Origin of the sequence: Gemmiger formicilis (assembly GCF_016900095.1) — a bacterium.
GTDB classification, from domain to species: Bacteria; Bacillota; Clostridia; order Oscillospirales; family Ruminococcaceae; genus Gemmiger; species Gemmiger formicilis_A.
Genome location: NZ_JACJJP010000001.1, coordinates 97,830 through 121,428, shown reverse-complemented (window position 1 = coordinate 121,428; position 23,599 = coordinate 97,830). Strand labels below are relative to the sequence as shown.

Here is a 23,599-nt window from a genome sequence, read left to right as displayed (position 1 = left end):
CAGGAAAAGAGGGACCTTTTTATGTGGCTGCTGTTTGCCGCTGCATCCGCGTTTTTTGCCGGTATCACCGCCATTCTGGCCAAGTGTGGTATCCGGCAGACCGATTCCACCGTGGCCACGGCGCTGCGCACCTGTGTGGTGCTGGTCATGGCCTGGGTCATGGTGCCAGTGTCCGGCCAATGGTCCGGCATACAGGACATCACCGACAGGGCCATGGTGTTTCTGGTGCTGTCCGGTTTGTGCACCGGCGCATCCTGGCTCTGCTACTTCAAAGCCCTGCAGATCGGGGATATCAACCGGGTGGTACCGGTGGATAAAACCAGCACGGTGCTGACCATCCTGCTGGCGCTGCTCTTTCTGGGCGAGGGGGTCACCCCTGTCAAGACGGTGGCCATGGTGCTGATTCTGGCCGGAACCTGGCTCATGATCGAAAAGAAATCCGGCACGTCCTCCACTTCTTCCTCCAAGGGATGGTTCTGGTACGCGGCAGGGTCGGCCATCTTTGCCAGCCTGACCTCCATTCTGGGGAAGGTGGGCGTCAGCGATATCGGCTCCAACCTGGGCACGGCCATTCGCACCAGTGTGGTGCTGGTCATGGCCTGGGTCATGGTGTTTGTGACAGGCAAGCAGAAAGAGGTATCCAAGGTTCCCCGGCGGGAGCTGGGCTTTCTGGGGCTGTCCGGCCTTGCCACCGGGGCGTCCTGGCTGTGCTACTACCGCGCCTTGCAGGATGGTCCCGCCAGCGTGGTGGCGCCGGTGGACAAGCTCAGCATTCTGGTTACCGTGGCCTTCTCGGCCATCGTCTTTGGCGAAAAACTCAGCCGAAAAGCAGCCCTTGGCCTGGCCTTGAATGTGGCCGGCACCCTGCTTATGCTGGTGTAAAAACAGATCCGTCGTGCGGGTTTTCCGTGCGGCGGATTTTTTTCTGCAATATTTCGACCCTCCCTGCACATACTGAGGTATGGAAAAGGAGGGGATACCATTGCCCGGTTATTCCGCAAGGCGCCTTGTGCGCCGCCTGCTGGGAGCGTTGGCATTGCTTGCGGCTTTGTCTGCTGCTGTTGTGCTGGGGCTTCGCGCCGCACTTCCGGATACTTTTTATGTGGCGCCCGGGGAATCCCTGGCGCTGGCATCCATGCCGTTTTTGCAGGCGGGGAAACCGTCGCGCGGGCACACTGCCGCCGTCAGCGGCACCACGGATACCGGCAGCTGCAACCAGACCCTGCGTCTGTTCGGGGTAGTGCCGGTCAAAACGGTGCGCACGGTGGAATCCGCCACCCGCACGGTCACTGTGTCCGGGGCGCCTTTCGGCGTCAAGATGTTTGCCGACGGTGCCCTGGTGGTGGCCTTCTCCGACCAGCTTACCGTTCTCGGCAGCGAAAACCCGGCCAAGGAGGCAGGGCTTCGCCTGGGAGATGTGATCGTTTCGGCGGGGGGCAGCCCGGTGCACGGCAATGAGGAATTGTCCGCGGCTATCACGGCGGCAGGAGGAAACGCGGTGAACATTGTGTATGTGCGGGATGGGGTGCAGCATACCTGCAGCGTGACCCCCGTGCAGGACCGGGACAGCGGTGTGTGGCGTGCCGGGGTGTGGGTACGGGATTCCTCGGCGGGGATCGGCACCCTGACCTTTGTGGATACAGAGAAAGGGACTTTTGCGGGCCTGGGCCATGCGGTGAGTGACAGCGACACCGGCGCCGACTTTCCGCTGCTGTCCGGGGAGATTGTACCCGTGACCATCATCGGGGTGCAAAAAGGCACGGCCGGCGCGCCGGGAGAGCTGAAAGGCGAATTTTCCGGCGGCGCGGCCCTGGGCAGCGTCACCGCCAACGACACCGCCGGTGTGTACGGCACACTGAGCGAAGGCGCTCCGGCGGTGTCCGGGCAGAGTATGCCGGTGGCCAACATCCAGCAGGTGGCAACCGGGCCGGCCCAGATCCTCACCACCATCAACGGCACCCAGCCGCAACTGTACGACGTGACCATCGAGCGGGTGAACATGACAGCGGGGGACCCTAACCGCAACCTGCTGGTCCGGGTGACCGATGAACGGCTGCTTTCCGCCACCGGGGGCATTGTGCAGGGTATGAGCGGCAGCCCTATCCTGCAGGACGGCCGCCTGGTAGGAGCTGTGACCCACGTGCTGGTCAATGATCCCACCAGGGGGTATGGCATCTTCGCGGAAAATATGCTCAAGACGGCGGATGCGCTGGTAACTTCCCAATGAGAAAAAGCTTTCGGGCAGAGGTGACAAGCCTCTGCCTGTTTTGCTATACTGGAGCCAAACAACAGGAAAGGGGCATTCACATGAATGTGATCTACCATTTTCAACCCACCGCGCCATACAGCCTCCACGACATGCGGGTGAACCGGATTGAACGGACAGGGGAAAATCTTCGGTTCTGTTTTGAAACGGGGTATGTAGAACTGAAGGGAGAAAACCGGCAGGTGTCGGGTGATCTGCTGATCGAACGGGTCAGCATGGCCTTTTCGGATGTTTATTTCCTGAGCGAAAACGGTGCCTACGGAACATTCCAAGGCCAGCGCATGGAGCTGGAGTCGTTTCTGGACCGCTACCGGGACATCTCCTTTGAAATTCTGGATGAGGCATACGGCTACCACACGGTTACATACCGCGGTTACCTGTCGCTGCCGGATCGGGAACCTCTGATGGAGGTCATGCTTTCCCTGTATTATACCGGCAACATTGTCTACGAGGTGCAGGAATAACCCGTGTGGCAGGCATAGGCAAGCTGTGCTGGTAATATTCCCATCGTCTTTCCAGTGACATGCGGGTCCAAAATGGTGGGGAACACGGCAAAAGGAAGGCATACAAAGGGCGAAACAAGAGATACCGTGCCGGGTTTTGTCGCAAAAAGAGACAAAAAGCGAAAGAACCCCGAAAATTTCCTATTGCCAGAATTGGTAAAATATGGTAATATTTCCATTGTCGAGAGAAACCTGCGCGGCCGGGCGGCTGGCCGCTGATGAATGAGGAGTGTATCACAATGGACAAGATCAAGTTTTTGATGACCGATACCGGCGCGCAGACCACGGCGCTGTGCCGCCAGGCGCTGGAGGACAAAGGCGTTTCGGTGACGGTGTGCGAGAAAAACGGCAGCAAAGCCCTGAAAGCGCTGCTGGACACCCATCCCCAGGCGGTTCTGCTGGATACCTTCATGCCGGACCTGGATGCCATCACGGTCAAGCAGCGGTACGAAGCCCAGGATACCTCCGGCACCCACACCACCTTTTTTGTGACCGGGGCTTTCCAGAGTGAGGAGATCGAACAGGAACTGCTGGACAACGGCTTTTCCTTCTTTTTTGTCAAACCTTTTGACGAGTCGGTCCTGGTCAGCCGGGTGCTCAAGGCGGCGGGTACACCCGCACGCCCGCAGGCCTTCTCTCAGGACAGTGACGAGCTGACCGTCACCGAAATTCTGCACCAGGTGGGGGTTCCGGCCCACATCAAGGGATATCAGTTTTTGCGGGATGCCATCTTGCTGGCGGTGGAAGACCACGAGTACATCAACGCCGTGACCAAGCGTCTGTACCCCGAAATCGCCAAGCGCAACGGCACCACCGCTTCCCGGGTGGAGCGGGCCATCCGCCACGCCATCGAGGTGGCCTGGGACCGGGGCGATGTGGATACCCTCAACGGGTATTTCGGCTACACCATCCACAGCCTGCGGGGCAAGCCCACCAACTCGGAATTTATTGCCATGATTGCGGACAAAATCCGCCTGGACAAGCGTCGTCGCGCTTGATTTGTCAAAAGTATACTTGTGCGTTTTACCTCCCGCTGCGGCCGGGAGGCTTTTTTATTTCAAAACTTTTTGAATCCGCCCCAAAGCGGTAGATTTTTCCGTTGGATGCTTGTATAATGATAGCATGGTCAAACTGGGGTGTGTATACGCTGTGTGCCCCGGTCCGTAGTTTCAACCGAAAGGGGGCGCCAGCCATGGCGCAAACCGTAACCGCAATCCTGGTGGCGGCGGGAGCCTCCCGCCGTATGGGATTCGATAAACTCAGCCACCGTCTGCCCGGCGGGCTGACCGTGCTGCAGACAAGCCTGCGTGCCTTTGAAAATCATCCACGCATCACCCAGATTGTGCTGGTGGCCGGCGCCAACCTGGAAACCTGCCGTCAGCTGGCCGCGGCTTGCACCAAGCCGTGCACGGCGGTGCCGGGCGGGGCCACGCGGGCGCAAAGCGTCTGCGCCGGTCTGGCTGCGGCCACCGGCGAGATGGTGGCCATTCATGATGCGGCCAGACCCTTCGTCAGTGAAGAGGTCATCACCGCCGCCATCGATGCCGCCGAACAGACCGGTGCTGCGGCGCCGGCCGTTGCGGTGAAGGATACGGTCAAGGTGGCCGCTGCCGACGGCCGGGTGCTGAACACCCCCGACCGCAGCACCCTGTTTGCGGTCCAGACGCCCCAGTGCTTCCGGCGGGAACTGTATCTGCGGGCACTGGATGCCGTGTCGGAAGACAAGGCCGACCTTGTCACCGACGACTGCAGTCTGTTTGAACTGGCCGGTCTGCCGGTGGTATTGACGCCGGGAGACTATGCCAACCTGAAAATCACCACAAAAGAGGATCTGAAAGGGGAAAGCACCATGCGCATCGGACATGGTTATGACGTGCACCGCCTGGTGGAAGGCCGGCGGCTGATTCTGGGCGGGGTGGACATCCCCTACGAAAAGGGACTGTTGGGTCACTCCGACGCCGACGTGCTGCTGCATGCCGTTTCGGATGCTCTGTTGGGCGCTGCTGCGCTGGGGGACATCGGCAAGCATTTTCCGGACACAGACCCCCGGTATGAAGGTGCTGATTCCCTGCGGCTTTTGCAGGAAGTGGGCAATCTGGTGCGGCAGGCCGGTTACACGGTGGGCAACGTGGATGCCACCGTTCTGTGTCAGGCTCCCAAGCTGGCGCCCCATATCCAGACCATGCGGGCCAACATTGCCCGGGCGCTGGATGTGCCGGTGGAGTGCATCAGCGTGAAGGCCACCACCGAGGAACACCTGGGCTTTACCGGCCAGGGACAGGGGATTGCGGCCCACGCCGTGGCCCTTCTGGAGTCCTGAACCGGCAACTTTCCACCGGTCTTGCGGTGTGTTATACTGAGAAGAAGAGAACCGTGCCCGCCCTTTGCCCGGCGGCTGTTAGGAGGCTGTGACCGGCATGCTCGGCATTTACGACTTTTTCGGCGGTGTGATCAGCAACCTGCGCACCTTTGGCGTGCGAGACCTGGTTGATATTCTGGTCATTTCCGTCGCCTTTTATGAACTGTTTCTGTTTGCGCGCAAATCCCGCGCGGGTCAGCTGGTCCGCGGCATGGTGCTTGCGCTGGCCTGCTTTGCGCTGGCCTATCTGTTTGAGCTGCGCACCGTGCGCTGGCTGTTGAACAACTTTTTGCAGGTGGGCTTCATTGCGGCCGTGGTGCTGTTCCAGCCGGAACTGCGTCGCACCCTGGAACGTCTGGGCCAGAGCGCCAACTGGACCGGCCGGCTGTTCAGCATCCGGCGCAGCGACCCGTCCCTGCGGGCGGTGTGGCAGAGCGCCGTGGTGGCCATCTGTGATGCGGCAGAACAGCTTTCGGATACCCGCACCGGCGCCCTGATGGTGCTGGAACGCAACAACAACCTGGAAGAGATCATCCGCACCGGCACGCCTCTGTCGGCCAATGTGATTCCGGAAATGCTGGGCACCATCTTCTATGAAGGTACGCCCCTGCATGACGGCGCCGTCATCATCCGGGACGGACGGATCGTGGCGGCCGGGTGCGTTCTGCCTTTGTCCAATAACCTGGAAATGGGCAAGGATATGGGCACGCGCCACCGCGCCGGTCTGGGCATGAGCGAAAATTCCGATGCCGTGGTCATCGTGGTCAGCGAGGAGACCGGCATCATCTCTTTGGCGAAAAACGGCGTGCTGATCCGCCGCCTGGACCGCCAGAACCTGTTCAATCTGCTGCAGGAAGAAATCATCCCGCCCGAGTCTCCGGAAGAACAGAAAGTACCCGTGTGGGCTCGTTTGTTTGGCAAAGGAGGTGCCCAGAAGCATGGCACTGAACAAAAAGAAAAGTGAACAGCCTGCGGTGGCACCCAAAGCGCGGGAAAAACGTACGATCTGGGATTACCCGGCCGTGCTCTGGTGCGCGGCAGTGGCCTGTGCGGTGCTTGCCTGGCTCATTGTCACCATGTATTTTGACCAGGAAAGCGATAAGACTGTCACCATCAACACCATCACCTATACCTACCAGTCCAGCACCTACACAAGCCTTGGTCTGGACATTGTGGAAACGCCCGACGTCTCCAACGTGACCGTGCGCATCAAAGGCAGCGGCACCATCATCGGCGGCATCCGGGAAAGCGACATTATGGTTTACCCCAAGTATTCCACCGTGCGCGGCGCGGGTACCGTGACCCTGGAACTGGGGGCCCGGTTCATTACGTCGGATTACGACAACCTGGGCATCGAACTGACGGTGGAAAACCCCGCCACCGTGACCGTTGTCTTCGACAATGTGAGCGAAAAGACGGTGCGGGTCACCGCCGATACGTCCCAGATCGCCATTGCGGACGGGTTCATTCTGAACAGTGTGTCCAGCATCCCGGCGGAAGTTACCCTCACCGGCCCCACCAGCGAGCTGGAACAGATCGACTCGGTGGTGGCCACGGTGGCCTCGGAAGACAAGCTGGATGATTCCATCACCCTGGAATCCGCCCTGGAAATGCGGGACGCCAACGGCAACGCCGTCACCCCGCAGTATACCACCATGGACAGCGATACCGCCGCCGTTACCCTGAACGTGCTGCAGGTGCGGGAACTGCCGCTGACGGTGGACTTCATCGGCCTGCCCACCGGATTTGACGTTTCCAGCCTGAAATATTCCCTGGACCGCGAAACCCTGCGCGTGGCCGGACCCGCCCGCACCATCAGTAAACTGAACGAGCTGAGCGTGGCCAGTCTGGACCTGGGACAGAGCTTTGCCTTTGACCGGGATTATCAGCTTTCGGTGGAACTGCCGGACGGCATTGTCTCTCAGGATGGCATCACCACCGTCACCCTGACCTTCGATACCACCAACATGGCCAGCACTACCCTGAATGTGGCCAACACCAACATCCGGGTCATCAACATTCCCAGTGACGTGGATGTGGATGTGCTGACCAGCCGCATCAGCGGTGTGACATTGTACGGCCCGGCGGATGAGATCGAAGAACTTTCCGCCGACAGCGTTCTGGCACAGGTGGACTGCCAGAGTATCTCGGTGACGGCCGGCCAGCAGACCCTGCCGGTCAACATCCAGGTGCCTTCGTCCAGCCGCATCTTTGCGGTGGGCAGCTATACGGTGCAGTGCGCCATTACCACCAAGTAAAACGATAAGGAGACCGTATCTCACAGTGTTTTTGGTTCGCAACATCCGCCTGCCGCTGGCCTGCTCCGATCCCGGGGCCGAGGCCGTGCGCCGGGCGCGCAAGACGCTGGGACTTTCCGCCGGGTATCCGGCGGAAACCGGCATCGCAAAACTTTCGGTGGATGCCCGGCACGGTACGCCCGTGCTGGTATACACCGTAGCCATCACGCTCAAGGACGAGGGTGAGGAATCGGCTTTGGCCGGGGCCTCGCCCTGCGTCTGTTTCACCCGTCGGCCGGAATTTCACTTTTCCCAGGGCCAGACCCCGCTGGCCCACCGGCCGGTGGTGGTGGGCCTGGGGCCTGCCGGATTGTTTGCGGCGCTGCTGCTGGCCCGGCACGGGTATCGCCCGCTGGTGCTGGAACGGGGCCCGGCCCTGGAACAGCGGATCGCTGCCGTGCAGGCCTTTGAGGCCGGCGGCGCGCTGAACCCCGACGCCAACATCCAGTTCGGAGAAGGGGGCGCCGGGACCTTCTCAGACGGAAAACTGACCACCCGTACCGGGGATGCCCTGTGCGCCTATGTCACCCAGACCTTTCTGGAACACGGCGCACCCCGGGACATTGCCTGGCGGCAGAAACCCCATGTGGGCACCGATTTGCTGCGCGGAGTCATTACCGGTATCCGGGCCGAGATCGAATCTCTGGGCGGCACCGTGCTGTTCAACACCAGGCTGACCGGTCTGGAAATGCGCGGCGGCGTGCTGTGCGGCGTGAAGACCACAGGCGGCGACTTTGCCTGCGATCGGATGATTCTGGCGGTGGGCCACAGTGCCCGGGATACCTTTTCCATGCTGCACACGCTGGGCTTGCCGCTGGAGTGCAAACCCTTCTCGGTGGGCTTCCGTGCGGAACACCTGCAATCCGAGATCGAGCGCAGCCTCTACCATGGGGCGGCCGGGCATCCGGCCCTGCCCAGGGGCGAATACCAGCTCAGCCAGCATGTGGACGGCGGACGCTGCGTGTACACCTTCTGCATGTGCCCCGGCGGCAGCGTCTGCGCCGCCGCCAGCGAGGAAGGCGGCGTGGTCACCAACGGCATGAGCCTGCATGCCCGGGACGGCCGCAACGCCAACGCGGCGGTGGTGGTCAGCGTGGACGGCCGCGACTTTGACAATGATCCCGCCCGGGCTGTGGCCTTCCAGCGGCAGCTGGAACAGGCGGCCTTCCGGGCCGGCGGATCCAACTACGCCGCCCCGGCGGAAACGGTGGGCAGCTTCCTGCAAGGCAGGGGACGCCTGGAACTGGGAGCGGTGCAGCCCACCTATCCCCGGGGCGTGGAACCCTGCGATCTGGGCAGTTTGCTCCCGCAGGAACTCTCCGCCGCCCTGCGCCAGGGACTGACTGCCTTTGGCCGCAAGATGGCGGCATACCGGGCACCGGATGCGGTGCTTACCGGCCTGGAAACCAGAACTTCCAGCCCCCTGCGCCTGCTGCGCGGGCAGGACCTGCAATGCGTGGCCTTGCCGGGGCTGTATCCCTGCGGTGAGGGCGCCGGTTACGCCGGCGGCATTATGACCGCCGCGGTGGATGGGCTGCGCTGTGCCGCTGCCCTGATGGAACAGAGTGCGCCGCCCCGCACAGACGCCTGAATTTGATGCATAGGAAAGGAAAAGGAATATGCCGTCCAACAACCCCTACCGGGAAGACAAGCAATCCCGCCCGGCGGAAGAATATACCGGCATCCCCGATGTGGATGAGGCTGTCAACGAGATCGTACAGGCCGGCGCCGAAATCGGTTCCGGTTTGCTGGACGGTCTGGCCGGGGTGGTCCGGTCAGTGGGGGATGCACTGAACAGCCGCAGCCTGGACAACAAGGATGTGCCTTTTCCCACCTGGATCCGCCGGATGGACCGCCAGCTGAAAAATAAAGAGCAGGACGGCTATCTGGGCATGTCGGTGGGCGGCTGGATTTTTGCCGCCGGCTTCGGCATTGCGGCGCTGGTCATGTTCGTTCTGGCCATGGTCAGCCCCCAGGCGCTGGGCATGACGCCGGACGAACACGTTGTGTTTCCCATTCTGGCGGCTTGTTTTGCCCCCATTGCGGCGGGCTTTTCGGTCATGGGGGTCATCGGGGTCCGGCTGTGGGGACGTTACAACCGGCTGCGCAGTTATCTGCGCGGCGCCCGGGACTGGGTCTGTGATATTCCCACCTTGGCCCGGACCGTCATGCAGCCTGAAACCCGGGTGCGGGAAGAATTACAGAGAGCCATTGCCCGCGGGGAGATTCCCGGGGCGCTTGTCTCTGCGGATGGGCGGACGCTGTACCTGGATGATTCCCTGTACACCCCGTCCCGGACGGAAGAAACAGCTGCCCCGTCTGCCGCACCCGCCCCGGATGCGGCGGAGCAGCTGCGCAAAGAGGGCGTAGAGTTCCTCAATTATCTGCGGGTCTGCCGGGGCCGGCTGGGGGAGAGCGCCGACGAGGAACTGGCCACCATGCAGAAAACCTGCGGCGCCATTCTGGGCTTTGCCCACAACCACCCGGAACAGGTGCCCCGGCTGCGCCGTTTCCGGGAATACTATCTGCCCACCACCCGCAAACTGCTGGACACCGCCATGGGGCTGGGGGATACCGATGCGGCTGCCGCCGACAAGATCCGCGGCGAGATCACCGGCATTCTGCACACCCTGAATATGGCCTACGGCAAACTGTATGAAACCCTGCTGCTGGATGTGAGTCTGGATGTTTCCACCGAGATCGATACGCTGGAAACCATGCTGCGGCAGGACGGTCTGACCCATGATTTCCGGCAGGATTTCGGTGCCGGAACCCGGAATGTGGAATTGTAAATTGTAAGGAGCGTACCGCTATGAATTACCGTGCCTGGCAGCTGAATCCTTCTGCCGAACAGGATGCCGAAGCCCTTCAAGCCGAAGGCTTCGGTGTTCTGCTCAGCCGTGTGCTGGCTGCGCGGGGGATTCATACGCCTGAAGCGGCCCGGCACCTTCTGGACGGGCGGGACGAACTCAGCGACCCCTTCCTGATCAAGGACATGGACAAGGCCGTGTCCAGGATTCAGCGGGCCGTGGAGGAAGGGGAACCCATCGTCATCTTCGGCGACTATGATGTGGACGGGGTTTCGGCCACCGCCATCCTGTTTGAATGCCTGTCCAACCAGGGGGCCCAGGTGCGGTGCAAGCTGCCCAGCCGGGACGGCGGCGGGTACGGCCTGAACAAGGAAATCCTCAAGGGTCTGGCCGACAAAGGCTACACCCTGGTGGTTACGGTGGACAACGGCATTGCCGCTGTGGAGGAAGCCGACTATGCCAGGGAGCTGGGCATTGATCTGGTCATCACCGATCATCATCTGCCCGGTGAGAAGCTGCCCGATGCCGTGGCCGTGGTGGACCCCAACCGTGCCGACGACGAAAGCCCGTTCAAGTTTTTGTGCGGGGCCGGGGTAGCTTTCAAACTCTGTGCCGCCCTGGAAGGCTGTGACCCCGCCGAGCTGCTGGACATGTTCGGTGAGCTGGCGGCCCTGGGCACCATCGCCGATGTGATGCCCCTCACGGGGGAAAACCGCACCCTGGTGCGGGAGGGCCTGGCGGTTCTGCAGGAGACCATGCGTCCCGGCTTGCAGGCCTTGTTGGAAAACGCGGGCTACGCGGGCAAACCGGTCACCGCCGAAACCGTCAGCTATGGGCTGGCGCCCCGGCTGAACGCGGCGGGGCGCATGGATACCGCGGCGGTGGCCCTCAAGCTGCTGCTGTGTGAAAACGAGGAACAGGCGGCGGGCATCGCCGCCCGCCTGGGCGAGATCAACGCCGAGCGCCAGCAGACCGAACAGCAGATTCTGGCTGCCGCCCTGCAGACCATCCAGGCGGACCCGGCCCGGGCCCACGACCGGGTGCTGGTGGTGGCGGGGGAGGGCTGGCATCCCGGTGTCATCGGCATCGTAGCCAGCCGCCTGATGGAGCGCTACGGCCGCCCCGCTATTGTGATCTCCACCGAAAACGGGGAAGGCCGCGGCAGTGGCCGCGCACCGTCAGGCTTCAACCTGCACGGGGCGCTGGCCGCCTGCTCCTCCTGCCTGATCCGCAGCGGCGGACATGCCGCGGCGGCGGGACTGCTGGTGGAGGAAGAGAAGATCGGGGCTTTCCGCGCTGCCATCAATGCCTGGGCGGTGCGGGAATACCCGGTGCCGGAACCCGGCACCCTCAAGCTGGACGCCGCCGTCCGGCTCGGCGAACTGGACCTGGCCTCGGTGCGGCAGCTGTCCCGGCTGGCACCCTTTGGCAGCGGCAACCCGGTTCCGCTGCTGCTGGTGCAGAACGCCGTGGTGGATGGGCTCTGGCCCCTGGGCAGCGAAGGCCGCCACACCCGGGTGCGGCTGCGCCAGGGGGATTCCACCTGCTTTGTGTCGGTGTTCGGCACCTCCCCGCAGGAACTGCCCTACCAGCCGGGGACGGCGGTGGATGCGGCCATCGAGGTCAGCGTCTTCCAGGGCCGCAGCGGGCCGATGGTATCGGCCCATTGCAAGGCCATGCGTCCGGCGGGGCTGGGCAACGAACCGGCCCGACAGGCAGCGGCTTTCGATGCCGTCTGCGCCGGAACGGTCCTGCCGCCCGACCGGGCGCAGGCGTTTTTGCCGGACCGCAATGATACCGCCAACCTGTACCGCCGCATCCGGGCAGGCGGCGTCTGTGCCGAAGATCTGCAGCCGGTGTTTGCGGCATCCGGCGCGGAAAACACCGGCAAAACGCTGGCCAGCCTGCAGGCTCTGTGCGAACTGGGGCTGGTGGAACAGCAAAACGGACGCTGGATGCCCGCGGCCGTCACCGGGAAAAAGAATCTGGATGATGCGCCCATTCTGCAAAAACTGCGTGCCATGGCGGCGGGGCAGGGGGAATGACCCCGCCAATGCCGGACATTGCGGATGAATACCAAAAATCAGGGGGAGGAACCACCATGGAGAACGATGTGAAAATGCCCATTACCTATGAGCAGCTTAAACAGGATATGATCGACAGCGGCCGTCCGTACGACTTTGCTATGGTGGACCGCGCCTATGCGCTGGCTGAATCGGCACACAGCGGACAGCGGCGCCGCAGTGGCGAACCGTATATCTGCCATCCGCTGTCGGTGGCCCGGATCCTGGTGGAACTGGGCATGGACAGCGAAAGCATTGCGGCGGCGCTGATGCACGACGTGGCCGAGGACACCGCTGTCAGTGTGGACGAAATCCGCAGCAAGTTCGGCAACGAAGTGGCTTTGCTGGTGGATGGCGTCACCAAGCTGACCCAGATCAAGTTTTCCAATGTGGAGGACCGCCAGGCCGAAAACCTGCGCAAGATGCTGCTGGCCATGAGCCAGGACGTACGGGTCATGATCATCAAACTGTGCGACCGTCTGCACAACATGCGCACCGGTGATGCCTGGCCCGAGCAGAAGCGCCGGGACAAGGCCCTGGAAACCATGGAGGTCTATGCTCCCATCGCCCACCGTCTGGGCATCTCCAACATCAAGGAGGAGCTGGAGGACCGCAGCCTGCACTACCTGGACCCTGTGGGCTATGAGACCATCCGGTCCTTGCTGAACAAGCACGGCGACGCTTTCCTGGAAGGAGTCTGCCAGACCATCCGCACCCATTTGGAGGACAACGGCATCGAGAACGCGGCCATCCGCCATCGCGTGAAGAGCATCTACGGCATCTACCGCAAGATGTATATGCAGAACAAGGACTTCGAGGAAATTTACGATGTCTATGCCGTGCGGATCATCATCAATTCGGTGGCCGAATGCTACACCGCCCTGGGCCTGATCCACGATATGTATCATCCGCTGCCCAACCGGTTCAAGGATTACATCTCCACCCCCAAGCCCAACGGCTACCAGAGCCTGCATACCACCGTCATCGGCCGGGAAGCCATCCCCTTTGAAGTGCAGATCCGCACCTGGGACATGGACCGCATGGCGGAATACGGCATTGCCGCCCACTGGAAGTACAAGGCGGGCATTTCCACCAGCAACGAAAAGCTGGAAGAGCGCCTGGCCTGGGTGCGGCAATTGCTGGAAAGTCAGCGCTCCAGCGTGGATGCCACCGACCTGCTCAGCGATATCAAGTCCGACCTTCTGCCTGAAGAAGTCTTTGCCTTTACCCCCCGGGGCGATGTGATCAACCTGCCGGCGGGGGCCACCGTCATCGACTTTGCCTATGCCATCCATTCGGCGGTGGGCAACCGGATGATCGGCGCCAAGGTGAACAACCGCATTGTGCCCATCGATCACCAGGTGGCCACCGGCGAGATCATCGAGATCATCACCGGGCCGGAAAACCGCGGTCCCTCCCGCGACTGGCTCAATATCGTCAAGACCAGCGAAGCCAAGAACAAGATCCGCAACTGGTTCAAGAAAGAACGCCGGGAAGAAAATATTGTGGAAGGCAAGGAAGCCCTGGAACGGGAGATGCGCCGCAATCTGATGACCGTTCCGGCGGACCAGTACGACAACTTTATGGCCGCTTTGGCCAAGCGCAACCACTGCAACACGGTGGAGGAAATGTATGCCACCATCGGATACGGCGGTCTGCAGATGGCCCGGGTCCTGCCCAAGCTGAAGGACGAGTACAACCGCCTGAAAGCCTCCGAGCCCAAGCCGGTCACCGTGGATGTGAAAAAGGTCCACTCCACCGCTGGCGTGGTGGTGGAAGGCATCGACAACTGCCCCATCAAGTTTGCCAAGTGCTGCTCGCCGCTGCCCGGGGATGAGATCATCGGTTTTGTTACCCGCGGTTTCGGTGTGTCCATCCACAAAAAGGATTGCGGCAACGTGCGGGAGAGCATGAAGTCCCCCGAAAATGCCGGCCGCTGGGTGCGTGCCTACTGGGCCGACAATGTGCGGGAAGACTACAAGGCCACCCTGGAACTGGTCTGCATGGACCGTGCCAATCTGGTTTCGGATGTGGCGCTGGCGCTGGGAGATATGCGCGTGCCCATCTATTCGCTGGATGCCCGCGCCGCTGACCAGGGACGTGCCCGCATGTCCCTGACCATCGGCATCAACAATACCGAACATCTGAACAATGTGGTGCTGCGCCTGCAGAAGGTGCGGGACGTGATGTCGGTGACCCGTATCTGATATCTATGAAGAATCCACTTCAAAAATCTTCGGTTGTGCTGCGTTTGTTGCCCGCAATGCTGGGCGCCGCGGCGGGGGTGGCCGTGTTCCTGTGGGTGTACGGCACCGCGCCGCTGCATGTGAGCTGGGACAACTGGATCCTGGGCGGCTACGATGAGTTGGACGTCCAGCAGCATTATGCGGGCTGGCTGTTGTTCCGCAATTCCCACTGGACCTTCCCCCTGGGCGTGGCCGATACCCTGGCTGCACCGGACGGCACCGCCGTTTCCTACACCGACAGCCTGCCCTGGGTCAGCATTTTTCTCAAACTGCTGCGGGGCTTTCTGCCCGCTACGTTCCAGTGGTTCGGGCTGTACGTGCTGGGGTGTTTTGCTTTGCAGGGAGCGGCGGGCGGTCTGCTTTGTGCCCGCGGCCTGACCGGCAGAGTACAGGCGGCCGTTACCGGCCTGCTGGGCGGAGCTTTGTTCGCCTGTCTGCCCACCCTGTGGGAACGGGCTTTCCGCCATACGGCGCTGGCCTCCCAGTGGCTGTTCCTGTTTGCCCTGTATGTCTACCTGGAAAGCAGGGAAGCCCTGCGCCGGACCGGGCGTGCCCCAAAACGGCGCTGGTGGCTGGTGATCCTGGCCTTTGCCGCCGTGGGTATCCATCCGTATTTTCTGCCGCCGGTCATGATCTGTGCGCTCCTTTGGAGCGTGGATCGCGTGCGTCTGAAGGGCGGTATGCCCGGCGCCGTCCTGGATTTCCTGGCAGCGTTGGCTGCCGCCCTGGTGGGCGGTGTGGTCTGCGGTGCCATCGGCACGGAAAGTTCCTTGAGCCGGGACGGGTACGGGGAGTTCTCCATGAACCTGAACGCCCTGTTCAATCCCTCTTCCCGGGGCGGATACACCTGGTCCCGCCTTTTGCCGGTGCTGACCCAGCAGCCCGGCCAGTATGATGGTTTCAACTATCTGGGTCTGGGCGTGCTGGTCTTGCTGGCCCTGGCTCTGCTTGTATCCGCTGCGGCGGTGTTCCGCCGCCCGCAATCGGTCAGGGCCTGGTGGGGCCGAAACTGGACGGTGGCTGTTGCCTGCGGTCTGCTGACGGTATTTGCGGTGAGCAACCATGTGTATTGGGGCAACACCGGCTTCACCCTGCCTTTGCCGGCATGGCTGTTGAACCTGTGCGGCATTTTCCGCGCCAGCGGCCGCATGTTCTATCTGCCCGCCGCCTGCCTGGTGGTTTGGGGTGTGTATACTCTGCGCCGTGCCTGCGGCCGGTTGCCTTACCCGGCGGTGTGCGCCAGTGTGCTTTTGGCTTTGCTGCTGATTGTGCAGGTGTGGGATTTATCCGCCGTGGCGGCTGAAAAGCGAAACTACTTTACAGACTGCATGGCCCATCCGGTGGAGAACGTGGCCAGCCATCCCATGACGGCGGGAATCGGCGCGGGACGCACCGCCCTGTTGGCTGCCGGGGATGTGCGGGAGGACCGTCTGCGTCTGCTGGCCATTCTGGCCGGGCGGGAAGGTCTGACCACCAACCTGGACATTGCGGTGTCCGGCAGTCACGAGGCCGCTGCCCAAAGCCGTGCCGATACCGCGGCCGGGCTGCTGCGTGGGGAATACGATCCTTCTGCCGTCTATGTGACCACGGACGAATCGGTGTGGAACCAATGGCAGCGGATCTATGCCGAGGATCCCGCTCCCACCTTCTTTGTGGCGGATTCCTGCTATTTCATGCTGTGCCTGCAACCCTGATTTTCATTATAAGGAGAACATTTTCATGCGCGCTGTCATTCAACGTGTGTCCCAGGCATCGGTGGTAGTCAACGGCGGCGAGCCCCGCACCATCGGCCCCGGTCTGGTCATTCTGCTGGGGGTCTGCGATGGGGAAGATGCCGCCATCGTTCCCAAGCTGGCCACCAAATGTGCCAACCTGCGCATCTTTACCGATGAGCAGGGCAAACTCAACCGCAGTGCCACCGAATTGGGCCTGTCCGTTCTGGTGGTCTCCAACTTTACCCTGTACGGCGATACTTCCCGGGGCAACCGTCCCAGTTTTATCCGGGCGGCCAAAGGGGAAGCCGCCGAAACCTTGTACGAAGCGTTTCTGGCCGAACTGCGCAAACAGCCCCTGAAGGCGTTGCAGCACGGTGAGTTCGGCGCCGATATGCAGGTTACCCTGACCAACGATGGTCCCGTGACCATCATGATCGATACCGACGAATGGAAAAAGTGAGGATATTCCCATGAAACTGCTGCACATCTCCGGCCCCTGGCCTCTTTGCACCAACACCTTCCTGATCATCACCCAGGCGGGCCACGGCATTGCCGTTGACCCGGCGGCGGACGCTGCCCGTTATCTGGATCCGCTGAAGGAAGCCGGCGCCACCCTGACCCATATCTTCCTCACCCACGGCCATTATGACCATGTGGGGACCGTGGCTGCCCTGAAACAGCAGACCGGCGCCAAGGTGATGATGGACCCTGCCGATGCCCAGGGCAGCCAGATGTTCCCTCTGACCCGGGACATCATCGACGAAGCCTGGCCGGAAAACGGCACCGTCACGGTGGATGAACTGACCTTCCGGGTCTGGCACACCCCCGGCCACAGCCAGGGCAGTGTCTGCCTGGCCTGTGACGGCTGCCTGTTCAGCGGAGATACCCTGTTTGCCTCCTCCTGCGGCCGGGTGGACCTTCCCGGCGGCAGCCCCCAGCAGATGCGCACCAGCCTTTCGCTGGTGGCCAATCTTCCTCTGCCGGACGAAACCAAAGTCCTGCCCGGACACGAAAGCTTTTCCACCCTTGGCCAGGAGCGCCGCAGCAATCCCTATCTGCTGGGCGAATGGTACTGATGGCAGGAGGTCTCCCCATGCAAATCGTTTTGCGCGGTCCCGCGGCCGGCTATGAAGCCGAACATGTAGCCCGAATGTTTTTCCCGGATGCGGTGCTGGCCGGTGCGGACTGCCCGCTGGAGGATCCCGCCGCCGATGTTGTGGCGGCCATTGATCACAGCGTGGCACAGCTTGTCTATCTGCGCCGGGGCGGGGATCTGTTCTGGCATATGGAAACGGTGGACCGGGATATGCCCGCCAAACAGCGGGAGTATGCCCTTTGCCGGATGCTGTACACCCTGGCGCGGGAACACACGGGCATGCGTCCGCCCTGGGGCATGATGACCGGCGTGCGTCCGGTGCGCATCATTCATGATATGCGGGACGCCGGCGCCACCGAAGAACAGATCAGGGACCGCTTCCTGCAGGAATACGACTGCACCCCCGAACGGTTTGCCACCGCCCTGGCCATTGCCGACCTGCAGCACCCGGTGCTGGAGGCATCCCGGCCCATGGACTGCAGTGTCTATGCGGGCATTCCTTTCTGCCCCAGCCGGTGCAGCTATTGCAGCTTTGTCTCCCGCACGGTGGGGGACAAGTCTACCCGAGCCCTGGTGGACCCCTATGTGGACTGTTTGTGCCGGGAGCTCACCGCCACCCGGCAAGCGGTGGACGAATGCGGCCTGCGGGTGCGCACCTTGTATATCGGCGGCGGCACCCCTACCAGCCTGACGGCGCCCCAGCTGCGCCGGCTGATGGAGCGCATGGCGCAGGAGTTTCCGCTGTCCGAAATCCAGGAATACACGGTGGAGGCGGGGCGTCCCGACTGCACCGATGAGGAAAAGCTGCGCATCCTGAAAGAATACGGAGCCACCCGTATATCCATCAATCCCCAGACCTTCTCGGACGAAGTGCTGCGCAACATCGGGCGCAAGCATACGGCCCGGGATATTCTGGACTGTTACCGCACCGCCCGCGCCGTGGGACACGACAACATCAATATGGATCTGATTGCCGGTCTGCCCGGGGATACGGTGGAAGGCTTCCGTCATAGTCTGGAAACCGCCATCTCCCTGGACCCCGAGAACATTACGGTGCATACCCTGACCCTGAAACGCGCTTCCAACCTGGTGGTGGAACACCGGGCTGCCGCATATGCTGATGTGGCAGCCATGCTGCAAAGCTGTGATCTCTTGTATCAGGTCGGGTACCGTCCCTATTATCTGTATCGCCAGAAAGGCACCCTGCAGAACCTGGAAAACATCGGCTGGAGCAAACCCGGCCGGGAATGCCTGTACAACATCTACATCATGGAAGAGGTGCACACCATCCTGTCGGCAGGGGCGGGCGGTTCCACTAAGCTGGTCATGCCGGGGCAGCGCCGCGGCAAGATCGAACGCATCTTCAACTTCAAGTACCCGACTGAATACATTGATCGCTTCGATACGGTCCTGGACCGCAAGAAGGGAGTGAAACGTTTTTATGACGCTTGTTTCCAAACGGACACCGCCCAAACGTCTGGTGGAGTGTGAACTGATCAATCTGGCGGCGGCAGATCAAACACGGTTTGTGCAGGTGTGCGAACAGCGCTACCATGACCGGCTGGAAGCTGCCGCCCTCGCCGCCCTGGAAAGCGGCGCCCAGATCGTGATGCTCACCGGTCCTTCGGCGGCGGGCAAAACCACCACCGCCCGCAAACTGTCCGCATTGATTGCGGAATCCGGCCGCCGCAGCGCGGTGATCAGCCTGGATGATTTCTTTGTGGGGGAGGGGCGGTACCCCAAACAGGCCGACGGGTCGGACGACTATGAGTGTGTGGAAGCCCTGGACCTGCCGGTGCTGCGTCAGTGTCTGCAAGACCTGGCCGGAACCGGCGTGTGTGAAACCCCCATCTTTGATTTCCTGACCCAGCGTCCCACCGGCACCACCCGGCACATCGATGGCCGGGGCGGCGTGGTGGTGATCGAGGGGCTGCACGCCTTCAATCCCGCACTGGGGGTTGACAGTCTTCCCAAGGGCACGGCCATCCATATGTATGCCGGTCTGCGGGAGGAGTACGCGGCGGCAGACGGTTCCCGCACGTTGGCCACCCGGGATATCCGGCTGGCCCGCCGCCTGACCCGGGACTATCTTTTCCGGGGTCATGATGCGGATTTCACTCTGCGGCTGTGGCCCCATGTCTGCCAGTCGGAGGACCGGTACATCAAGGCGTTCAAGAGCCGGGCGGACCTGGTGTTGGATACCTCTTTCAGCTATGAAGTCTGCCTGTGGGGGCATTACACCCCCAAGATGACGGCGCATGAATACGCCGATCGCCTGCAAAATCTGTGCAGCCGGTTTGAGGCCTTTGAACCCATGCCCGGAACCGTGGTGCCTACCGACAGTATGCTGCGGGAATTTATCGGACAATAAACAAGAGTGTGTACTAAAACCGGTAAATATTAACGAAAACGTAACATTTTGGCGCCATTTCAGATTGAAATGCGCGCTGCAATCGGCTATAATGCAGATAGCAGCGGGTCGTGTCCGGCACGGCCCGCGTCAGTATCATATGAATGTGAGGTGCATTCCCCATGACGTTTGAACTCGATTTTGACAAGATCAAGGAACAGAGCATGCAGTTTGTGGAAGTGGCCAAGAAGACCGCGATGGATCTGGCGGATAAGGGCAAGAATCAGCTTGATCTGGTCAACCAGCAGACCCAGCTTTCCAAGGCACAGCGTCAGCTTGGCGCTCTGGTGTATACGCTGCATAAGTCCGGCGAAGAGAACCAGCCCCTGGTGGATAAATATATTGAGCATATCGCTTCCATCGAAGCCGCCATTGAGGAAATCAAGGGCCGTATGACCGCGGACGAAGCCGCCCAGGCGGAGGAAACCGCAGCCCAGGCCACCGATATGGCCGATACCGCCGAGGCTGCCGCTCCGGAGGAGGAATCCTACGAGGACGAGGAAGAAATCACCCCGAGCCACCTCACCAAGACCTGCCCGGTGTGCAACGCCAAGGTGGATGTGGACGCGCTGTTCTGCAATCATTGCGGCGCCCAGCTGTAAAAAGTGCTTGACGAATCCGATTTCTGTTGTACAATAAGAGTCCGGCGCGCTGTGCCGACACAGGGAACATCATGACCGAGTATCCGAAAAAAGACCGCTATACAGCCGACGATCTGGTGGCGATCATCGCCATTCTGCGTGATCCGGAAAATGGCTGTCCGTGGGACAAGGTGCAAACCCATGAATCCATCCGCATGAACTTCCTGGAGGAAGCCTACGAAGCGGTGGATGCCATCGATCTTAAGGACCCCGAACTTTTGTGCGAGGAACTGGGCGATGTGCTGATGCAGGTTGTGTTTCATGCCCGTATTGAGGAAGAAACCGGCCGCGGCGGTTGGGGGCAGATCTGTGATGAGGTCTGCCGCAAACTGATCTGGCGGCATCCCCATATTTTTGGTGCCCAAAGCGGTTCCGAAGGCATAAAAGACTGGGATACGCTCAAGAATATGGAAAAGGGCCGCACCACCCTGGCCAAAGACCTGGCCAGCGTACCCCGGGCCCTGCCGGCGCTCATGCGCGCGGCCAAGCTGCAAAAGCGTGCCGCCAAACATGAGGCCGCCGTACCGGTCCCGTCACCGGAGGACATGACCCGGCTGGCACAGACCTGTGCCGCAGGTGGTCCCGAAGCCGAGCAGGCTGTGGGGCAGCTGCTGTTTCAGGCGGTGGCCCTGGCCCGTGCTGTCGGCGTGGATCCGGAACAGGCGCTTTCCCGTCGGAATGATGCATTTGAAAAAAGCGCAACCGAACAAACCGTCTAAAGGCGGAACTTTCCGTAAAGTGTGACCCGCTTTTGGCATATAAATCACTTGGAGGTAAAAACAATGACCAAAGTTGAACTGATCGCCGCCGTCGCTACCAATGCCGGCCTGACCAAGAAGGACGCCGAGAAGGCTGTCAGCGCCACGCTGGATGTGATCACCGAAGCTCTGAAGAACGGCGAGAAGGTATCCCTGGTCGGCTTCGGCACCTTTGAAGTGCGTGAACGCAAGGAGCGCCAGGGCCGCAACCCCCAGACCCGTGAGCCCATGACCATCCCCGCGTCCAAACTGCCCGCTTTCAGCGCCGGCAAGGCTCTGAAAGACGCCGTCAAGTAATCAAGCGCTTTTGCAGCGCATTGCCTGCCGCCGGCTCGTCTGGCCCGGCAGGCATCTTTTTTATGGTTTTGTGTGAAAGGAAGCTTTATGCGTCTGGATAAATATCTCAAGGTCAGCCGCCTGATCAAGCGCCGTACCCTGGCCAACGAAGTGGCTGACGCCGGCCGGATCCTGGTGGGGGGCAAACCGGCCAAAGCCAGCTATGCGGTCAAGGTGGGCGATGTGATCGAAATCACCTTTGGCAACCGCCCGGTCAAGGTTCGGGTCCTCTCGGTGGAGGAACCCAAGGGCAAGGATGTTGCCCGCGAACTGTACGAAGTGCTGGAAGGCTGAATTTTTTACGGCCTGCCCCCCGTAAAGGGGCATAATCAAGCTCCCCGGTGCATATGTATTACCATACCGCACCAAGGGGGCTTTTTCTTATGCCAGAACAAACCAGCCAGTCCGTCATTCTGCCGTCCGCCGAAGTTCCGGCGCCCAAGGCCCATACCCTGCAACTGGAGGACAGGTCCCGGCTGACCGTCACCGGGGTGACCCGCATCATCAGCTGTGACGAGAGCGGAGCGTTGCTCAAGACGGCCCAGGGGGATCTGACCATCGGCGGACAGGAAATCCAGATCGGGGAACTGTCGGTGCGCACCGGCCAGGTACACATCACCGGCAAGATTGAGTTCCTGCAATACACCGAGAACCGGGAAAGCGGCGGCGGGCTGCTGAACCGGCTGCTGCGCTGATGGCGGCCGCGCCGGCCCTGTGGGCCGTGGGGCGGGACCTTCTGTGGTGCCTGGGTCTCGGGCTGCTGCTGGGAATGTTCCGCAGCTTTGCGGGGCTGCTGCTGGGCAATGGCCGCATTTTGTGTTTTGTGTGGGATTTGCTGTCATTTGTGGCCGCCGCCGTGCTGCTGTGCGGATTTGCGGCCTCGGCCTCCACGGGCGGCGGCACGCGCTGGTATATGGCAGCCGGGGCGGGGGCCGGGGCGCTGGCCTGGCGGTGGGCGGTGTCCCGCACGCTGTACCGGCTGGCAGCGGGTGGGGCAGCACTGGTCACCGGCGCTGCCCTGCGCCTGCAAGGAGTTTTTCTGGCACCTTTTGTACATCTGAAACGGCATTTTGCGGCAAGAAAACAAACAAAAACGGCTGCCAAAGCGAAAAAAAGAGCGGAAAAAGTAACAAAGAAGAAAAAACAGTTGCAAAAACCCAGGAAAATATTATATAATTGATTCTGCATAAATCTGCTATATCCGACATGGTAAAGGAGGGGGAGCAGACCATGACCCGAAAAAACGGTATATTGCGGCGTTTGCTCCCGTTATTTATCCTGGTCCTGTGCGCATCGCTGGTATACAGCCTGGTACGCTGCCAGATGTCCATCAGTGCCAAGCAGCAGGAACTGGTCGGCGTGCAGGCCCAGCTGAATGACCAGCTGGCCCAGAACGAAGAACTGCAGCGCACGCTGGACGACGGCGAAGATGCCATTATCGAGCGCATTGCCCGTGACGAGGGCTATTCCAAGCCCAATGAACGCATCTGGATCGATATCAGCGGCAAGTGATCATTTCATCGAACAGCGAAGGGCGTTCCGCTCTTTTCTGAAATAAAAACAGGCGGGGTCTGTGCACCTTGCCGGAAAAAGGGGTATCATAGTTTGGCATTTCAGGTTGGGGATATCGTCGAAGGCAAAGTCACCGGTATCAAGCCGTTTGGCGCTTTCGTTTCTTTGCCGGAAGGCAAGAACGGCCTTGTCCACATTTCCGAAGTTTCGTACGAGTATGTGCAGGATCTGTCTGCCGTTTTGAGCGACGGCCAGACCGTCAAGGTCAAGATTCTGTCCATTGCGCCGGACGGCAAGATTGCACTTTCCATCAAGCGCACGCAGCCCGCGCCCGAGCGTGGGGCACGGCAGGGTGGCTCCCAGCAGCGGCAGCAGGGGTCTGCGCCTCGTGCCAAGCGTGAAGCACCGCCCCGTGTGTGGCAGCCCAAGCCCACACAGCCGCAGGGAAATCTCAGCTTTGAAGATATGATGGCTCGTTATAAGTCTCAGAGCGAAGAAAAGATCGCTGACCTCAAGCGCGTGACCGAAAATCGTCGCGGCGGCTATTCCCGTCGGCGCTGAGCCCAAAAACAAGAACCGCACACAGC

24 protein-coding genes are annotated in these 23,599 nt (G+C 61.3%); all 24 read left to right on the top strand.

Features of this window, described 5'->3' with window-relative positions:
• The first annotated feature begins 21 nt into the window (after positions 1-21).
• The 24 genes from H6B15_RS00575 (at position 22) to H6B15_RS00460 (ending at position 23,573) form a co-directional block, all read left to right on the top strand.
• Positions 22-882 (top strand): EamA family transporter, encoded by an 861-nt coding sequence (locus H6B15_RS00575; protein ID WP_204645000.1) that lies wholly within the window; start codon positions 22-24, stop codon positions 880-882.
• 100 nt (positions 883-982) lie between these two features.
• Positions 983-2,227, top strand: coding sequence for a SpoIVB peptidase (spoIVB, locus tag H6B15_RS00570; protein WP_243424206.1), 1,245 nt, complete (start codon positions 983-985; stop codon positions 2,225-2,227).
• Between the two features lie 80 nt (positions 2,228-2,307).
• On the top strand, positions 2,308-2,730 hold the full coding sequence (locus tag H6B15_RS00565; protein WP_204644998.1) for a hypothetical protein: 423 nt from the start codon (positions 2,308-2,310) through the stop codon (positions 2,728-2,730).
• A gap of 278 nt (positions 2,731-3,008) precedes the next feature.
• The gene (gene spo0A / locus H6B15_RS00560) at positions 3,009-3,767 is read left to right on the top strand and encodes a sporulation transcription factor Spo0A (protein ID WP_204644997.1); all 759 of its coding nucleotides are present in this window, start codon (positions 3,009-3,011) and stop codon (positions 3,765-3,767) included.
• Between the two features lie 194 nt (positions 3,768-3,961).
• Entirely contained in the window at positions 3,962-5,089 is a 1,128-nt protein-coding gene (gene ispF, locus H6B15_RS15640) for a 2-C-methyl-D-erythritol 2,4-cyclodiphosphate synthase (RefSeq protein ID WP_204644995.1), read from the top strand.
• A 97-nt stretch (positions 5,090-5,186) separates the two neighbouring features.
• The gene (gene cdaA, locus H6B15_RS00550) at positions 5,187-6,092 is read left to right on the top strand and encodes a diadenylate cyclase CdaA (protein ID WP_204644994.1); all 906 of its coding nucleotides are present in this window, start codon (positions 5,187-5,189) and stop codon (positions 6,090-6,092) included.
• Positions 6,067-7,386: a CdaR family protein gene (locus H6B15_RS00545; RefSeq protein WP_204644993.1), complete on the top strand. Its 1,320-nt coding sequence runs from the start codon at positions 6,067-6,069 to the stop codon at positions 7,384-7,386. Before cdaA ends, H6B15_RS00545 begins: the two co-directional genes overlap by 26 nt.
• A 25-nt stretch (positions 7,387-7,411) precedes the next feature.
• Positions 7,412-9,016, top strand: a complete 1,605-nt coding sequence (locus tag H6B15_RS00540) for an FAD-dependent protein (protein ID WP_204644992.1) — start codon at positions 7,412-7,414, stop codon at positions 9,014-9,016.
• Between the two features lie 28 nt (positions 9,017-9,044).
• A complete protein-coding gene (locus H6B15_RS00535; protein WP_204644991.1) occupies positions 9,045-10,217 on the top strand; it encodes a hypothetical protein in 1,173 nt (390 codons plus the stop codon).
• Positions 10,218-10,237: 20 nt separating this feature from the next.
• A complete protein-coding gene (gene recJ, locus H6B15_RS00530; protein ID WP_204644990.1) occupies positions 10,238-12,280 on the top strand; it encodes a single-stranded-DNA-specific exonuclease RecJ in 2,043 nt (680 codons plus the stop codon).
• 56 nt (positions 12,281-12,336) lie between these two features.
• Entirely contained in the window at positions 12,337-14,505 is a 2,169-nt protein-coding gene (locus H6B15_RS00525) for a RelA/SpoT family protein (protein ID WP_204644989.1), read from the top strand.
• 35 nt (positions 14,506-14,540) lie between these two features.
• Complete coding sequence (locus H6B15_RS00520) at positions 14,541-16,238, top strand: DUF6311 domain-containing protein (protein ID WP_204644988.1); 1,698 nt, start codon at positions 14,541-14,543, stop codon at positions 16,236-16,238.
• 25 nt (positions 16,239-16,263) lie between these two features.
• A complete protein-coding gene (gene dtd / locus H6B15_RS00515) occupies positions 16,264-16,719 on the top strand; it encodes a D-aminoacyl-tRNA deacylase (RefSeq protein ID WP_204644987.1) in 456 nt (151 codons plus the stop codon).
• Between the two features lie 10 nt (positions 16,720-16,729).
• Positions 16,730-17,335, top strand: coding sequence for an MBL fold metallo-hydrolase (locus tag H6B15_RS00510; protein WP_204644986.1), 606 nt, complete (start codon positions 16,730-16,732; stop codon positions 17,333-17,335).
• Positions 17,336-17,352: 17 nt separating this feature from the next.
• Positions 17,353-18,846 (top strand): coproporphyrinogen dehydrogenase HemZ, encoded by a 1,494-nt coding sequence (hemZ, locus tag H6B15_RS00505; RefSeq protein ID WP_204644985.1) that lies wholly within the window; start codon positions 17,353-17,355, stop codon positions 18,844-18,846.
• Positions 18,797-19,726, top strand: a complete 930-nt coding sequence (locus tag H6B15_RS00500; RefSeq protein WP_204644984.1) for a uridine kinase family protein — start codon at positions 18,797-18,799, stop codon at positions 19,724-19,726. Before hemZ ends, H6B15_RS00500 begins: the two co-directional genes overlap by 50 nt.
• A gap of 161 nt (positions 19,727-19,887) precedes the next feature.
• Positions 19,888-20,367 (top strand): zinc ribbon domain-containing protein, encoded by a 480-nt coding sequence (locus H6B15_RS00495; RefSeq protein WP_204644983.1) that lies wholly within the window; start codon positions 19,888-19,890, stop codon positions 20,365-20,367.
• A gap of 71 nt (positions 20,368-20,438) precedes the next feature.
• The gene (gene mazG / locus H6B15_RS00490; protein WP_204644982.1) at positions 20,439-21,125 is read left to right on the top strand and encodes a nucleoside triphosphate pyrophosphohydrolase; all 687 of its coding nucleotides are present in this window, start codon (positions 20,439-20,441) and stop codon (positions 21,123-21,125) included.
• Between the two features lie 48 nt (positions 21,126-21,173).
• Positions 21,174-21,461 carry an HU family DNA-binding protein gene (locus H6B15_RS00485; protein ID WP_275950942.1) on the top strand — a complete coding sequence of 96 codons (288 nt, stop codon included), beginning with the start codon at positions 21,174-21,176 and terminating at the stop codon, positions 21,459-21,461.
• A gap of 87 nt (positions 21,462-21,548) precedes the next feature.
• Entirely contained in the window at positions 21,549-21,794 is a 246-nt protein-coding gene (locus tag H6B15_RS00480) for an RNA-binding S4 domain-containing protein (protein ID WP_204644980.1), read from the top strand.
• A gap of 89 nt (positions 21,795-21,883) precedes the next feature.
• A complete protein-coding gene (locus H6B15_RS00475) occupies positions 21,884-22,195 on the top strand; it encodes a YabP/YqfC family sporulation protein (RefSeq protein ID WP_243424205.1) in 312 nt (103 codons plus the stop codon).
• The gene (locus tag H6B15_RS00470) at positions 22,195-22,680 is read left to right on the top strand and encodes a hypothetical protein (RefSeq protein ID WP_204644978.1); all 486 of its coding nucleotides are present in this window, start codon (positions 22,195-22,197) and stop codon (positions 22,678-22,680) included. The genes H6B15_RS00475 and H6B15_RS00470 overlap by 1 nt, the downstream gene beginning before the upstream one ends.
• Before the next feature lie 50 nt (positions 22,681-22,730).
• Positions 22,731-23,012, top strand: a complete 282-nt coding sequence (locus H6B15_RS00465; RefSeq protein WP_204644977.1) for an FtsB family cell division protein — start codon at positions 22,731-22,733, stop codon at positions 23,010-23,012.
• Positions 23,013-23,105: 93 nt separating this feature from the next.
• Entirely contained in the window at positions 23,106-23,573 is a 468-nt protein-coding gene (locus H6B15_RS00460) for a S1 RNA-binding domain-containing protein (protein ID WP_204644976.1), read from the top strand.
• Positions 23,574-23,599: the final 26 nt, after the last annotated feature.

Excerpts from the sequence above, each read along its gene's own strand:
- H6B15_RS00545 (WP_204644993.1), top strand. The coding sequence starts at position 6,067 with ATGGCACTGAACAAAAAGAAAAGTGAACAGCCTGCGGTGGCACCCAAA.
- H6B15_RS00525 (WP_204644989.1), top strand. The coding sequence starts at position 12,337 with ATGGAGAACGATGTGAAAATGCCCATTACCTATGAGCAGCTTAAACAG.
- recJ (WP_204644990.1), top strand. The coding sequence starts at position 10,238 with ATGAATTACCGTGCCTGGCAGCTGAATCCTTCTGCCGAACAGGATGCC.
- H6B15_RS00475 (WP_243424205.1), top strand. The coding sequence starts at position 21,884 with ATGCCAGAACAAACCAGCCAGTCCGTCATTCTGCCGTCCGCCGAAGTT.
- ispF (WP_204644995.1), top strand. The coding sequence starts at position 3,962 with ATGGCGCAAACCGTAACCGCAATCCTGGTGGCGGCGGGAGCCTCCCGC.
- cdaA (WP_204644994.1), top strand. The coding sequence starts at position 5,187 with ATGCTCGGCATTTACGACTTTTTCGGCGGTGTGATCAGCAACCTGCGC.
- dtd (WP_204644987.1), top strand. The coding sequence starts at position 16,264 with ATGCGCGCTGTCATTCAACGTGTGTCCCAGGCATCGGTGGTAGTCAAC.
- H6B15_RS00480 (WP_204644980.1), top strand. The coding sequence starts at position 21,549 with ATGCGTCTGGATAAATATCTCAAGGTCAGCCGCCTGATCAAGCGCCGT.
- hemZ (WP_204644985.1), top strand. The coding sequence starts at position 17,353 with ATGCAAATCGTTTTGCGCGGTCCCGCGGCCGGCTATGAAGCCGAACAT.
- H6B15_RS00470 (WP_204644978.1), top strand. The coding sequence starts at position 22,195 with ATGGCGGCCGCGCCGGCCCTGTGGGCCGTGGGGCGGGACCTTCTGTGG.
- H6B15_RS00495 (WP_204644983.1), top strand. The coding sequence starts at position 19,888 with ATGACGTTTGAACTCGATTTTGACAAGATCAAGGAACAGAGCATGCAG.
- H6B15_RS00465 (WP_204644977.1), top strand. The coding sequence starts at position 22,731 with ATGACCCGAAAAAACGGTATATTGCGGCGTTTGCTCCCGTTATTTATC.
- mazG (WP_204644982.1), top strand. The coding sequence starts at position 20,439 with ATGACCGAGTATCCGAAAAAAGACCGCTATACAGCCGACGATCTGGTG.
- H6B15_RS00575 (WP_204645000.1), top strand. The coding sequence starts at position 22 with ATGTGGCTGCTGTTTGCCGCTGCATCCGCGTTTTTTGCCGGTATCACC.
- H6B15_RS00535 (WP_204644991.1), top strand. The coding sequence starts at position 9,045 with ATGCCGTCCAACAACCCCTACCGGGAAGACAAGCAATCCCGCCCGGCG.
- H6B15_RS00500 (WP_204644984.1), top strand. The coding sequence starts at position 18,797 with ATGACGCTTGTTTCCAAACGGACACCGCCCAAACGTCTGGTGGAGTGT.
- spo0A (WP_204644997.1), top strand. The coding sequence starts at position 3,009 with ATGGACAAGATCAAGTTTTTGATGACCGATACCGGCGCGCAGACCACG.
- H6B15_RS00565 (WP_204644998.1), top strand. The coding sequence starts at position 2,308 with ATGAATGTGATCTACCATTTTCAACCCACCGCGCCATACAGCCTCCAC.
- H6B15_RS00510 (WP_204644986.1), top strand. The coding sequence starts at position 16,730 with ATGAAACTGCTGCACATCTCCGGCCCCTGGCCTCTTTGCACCAACACC.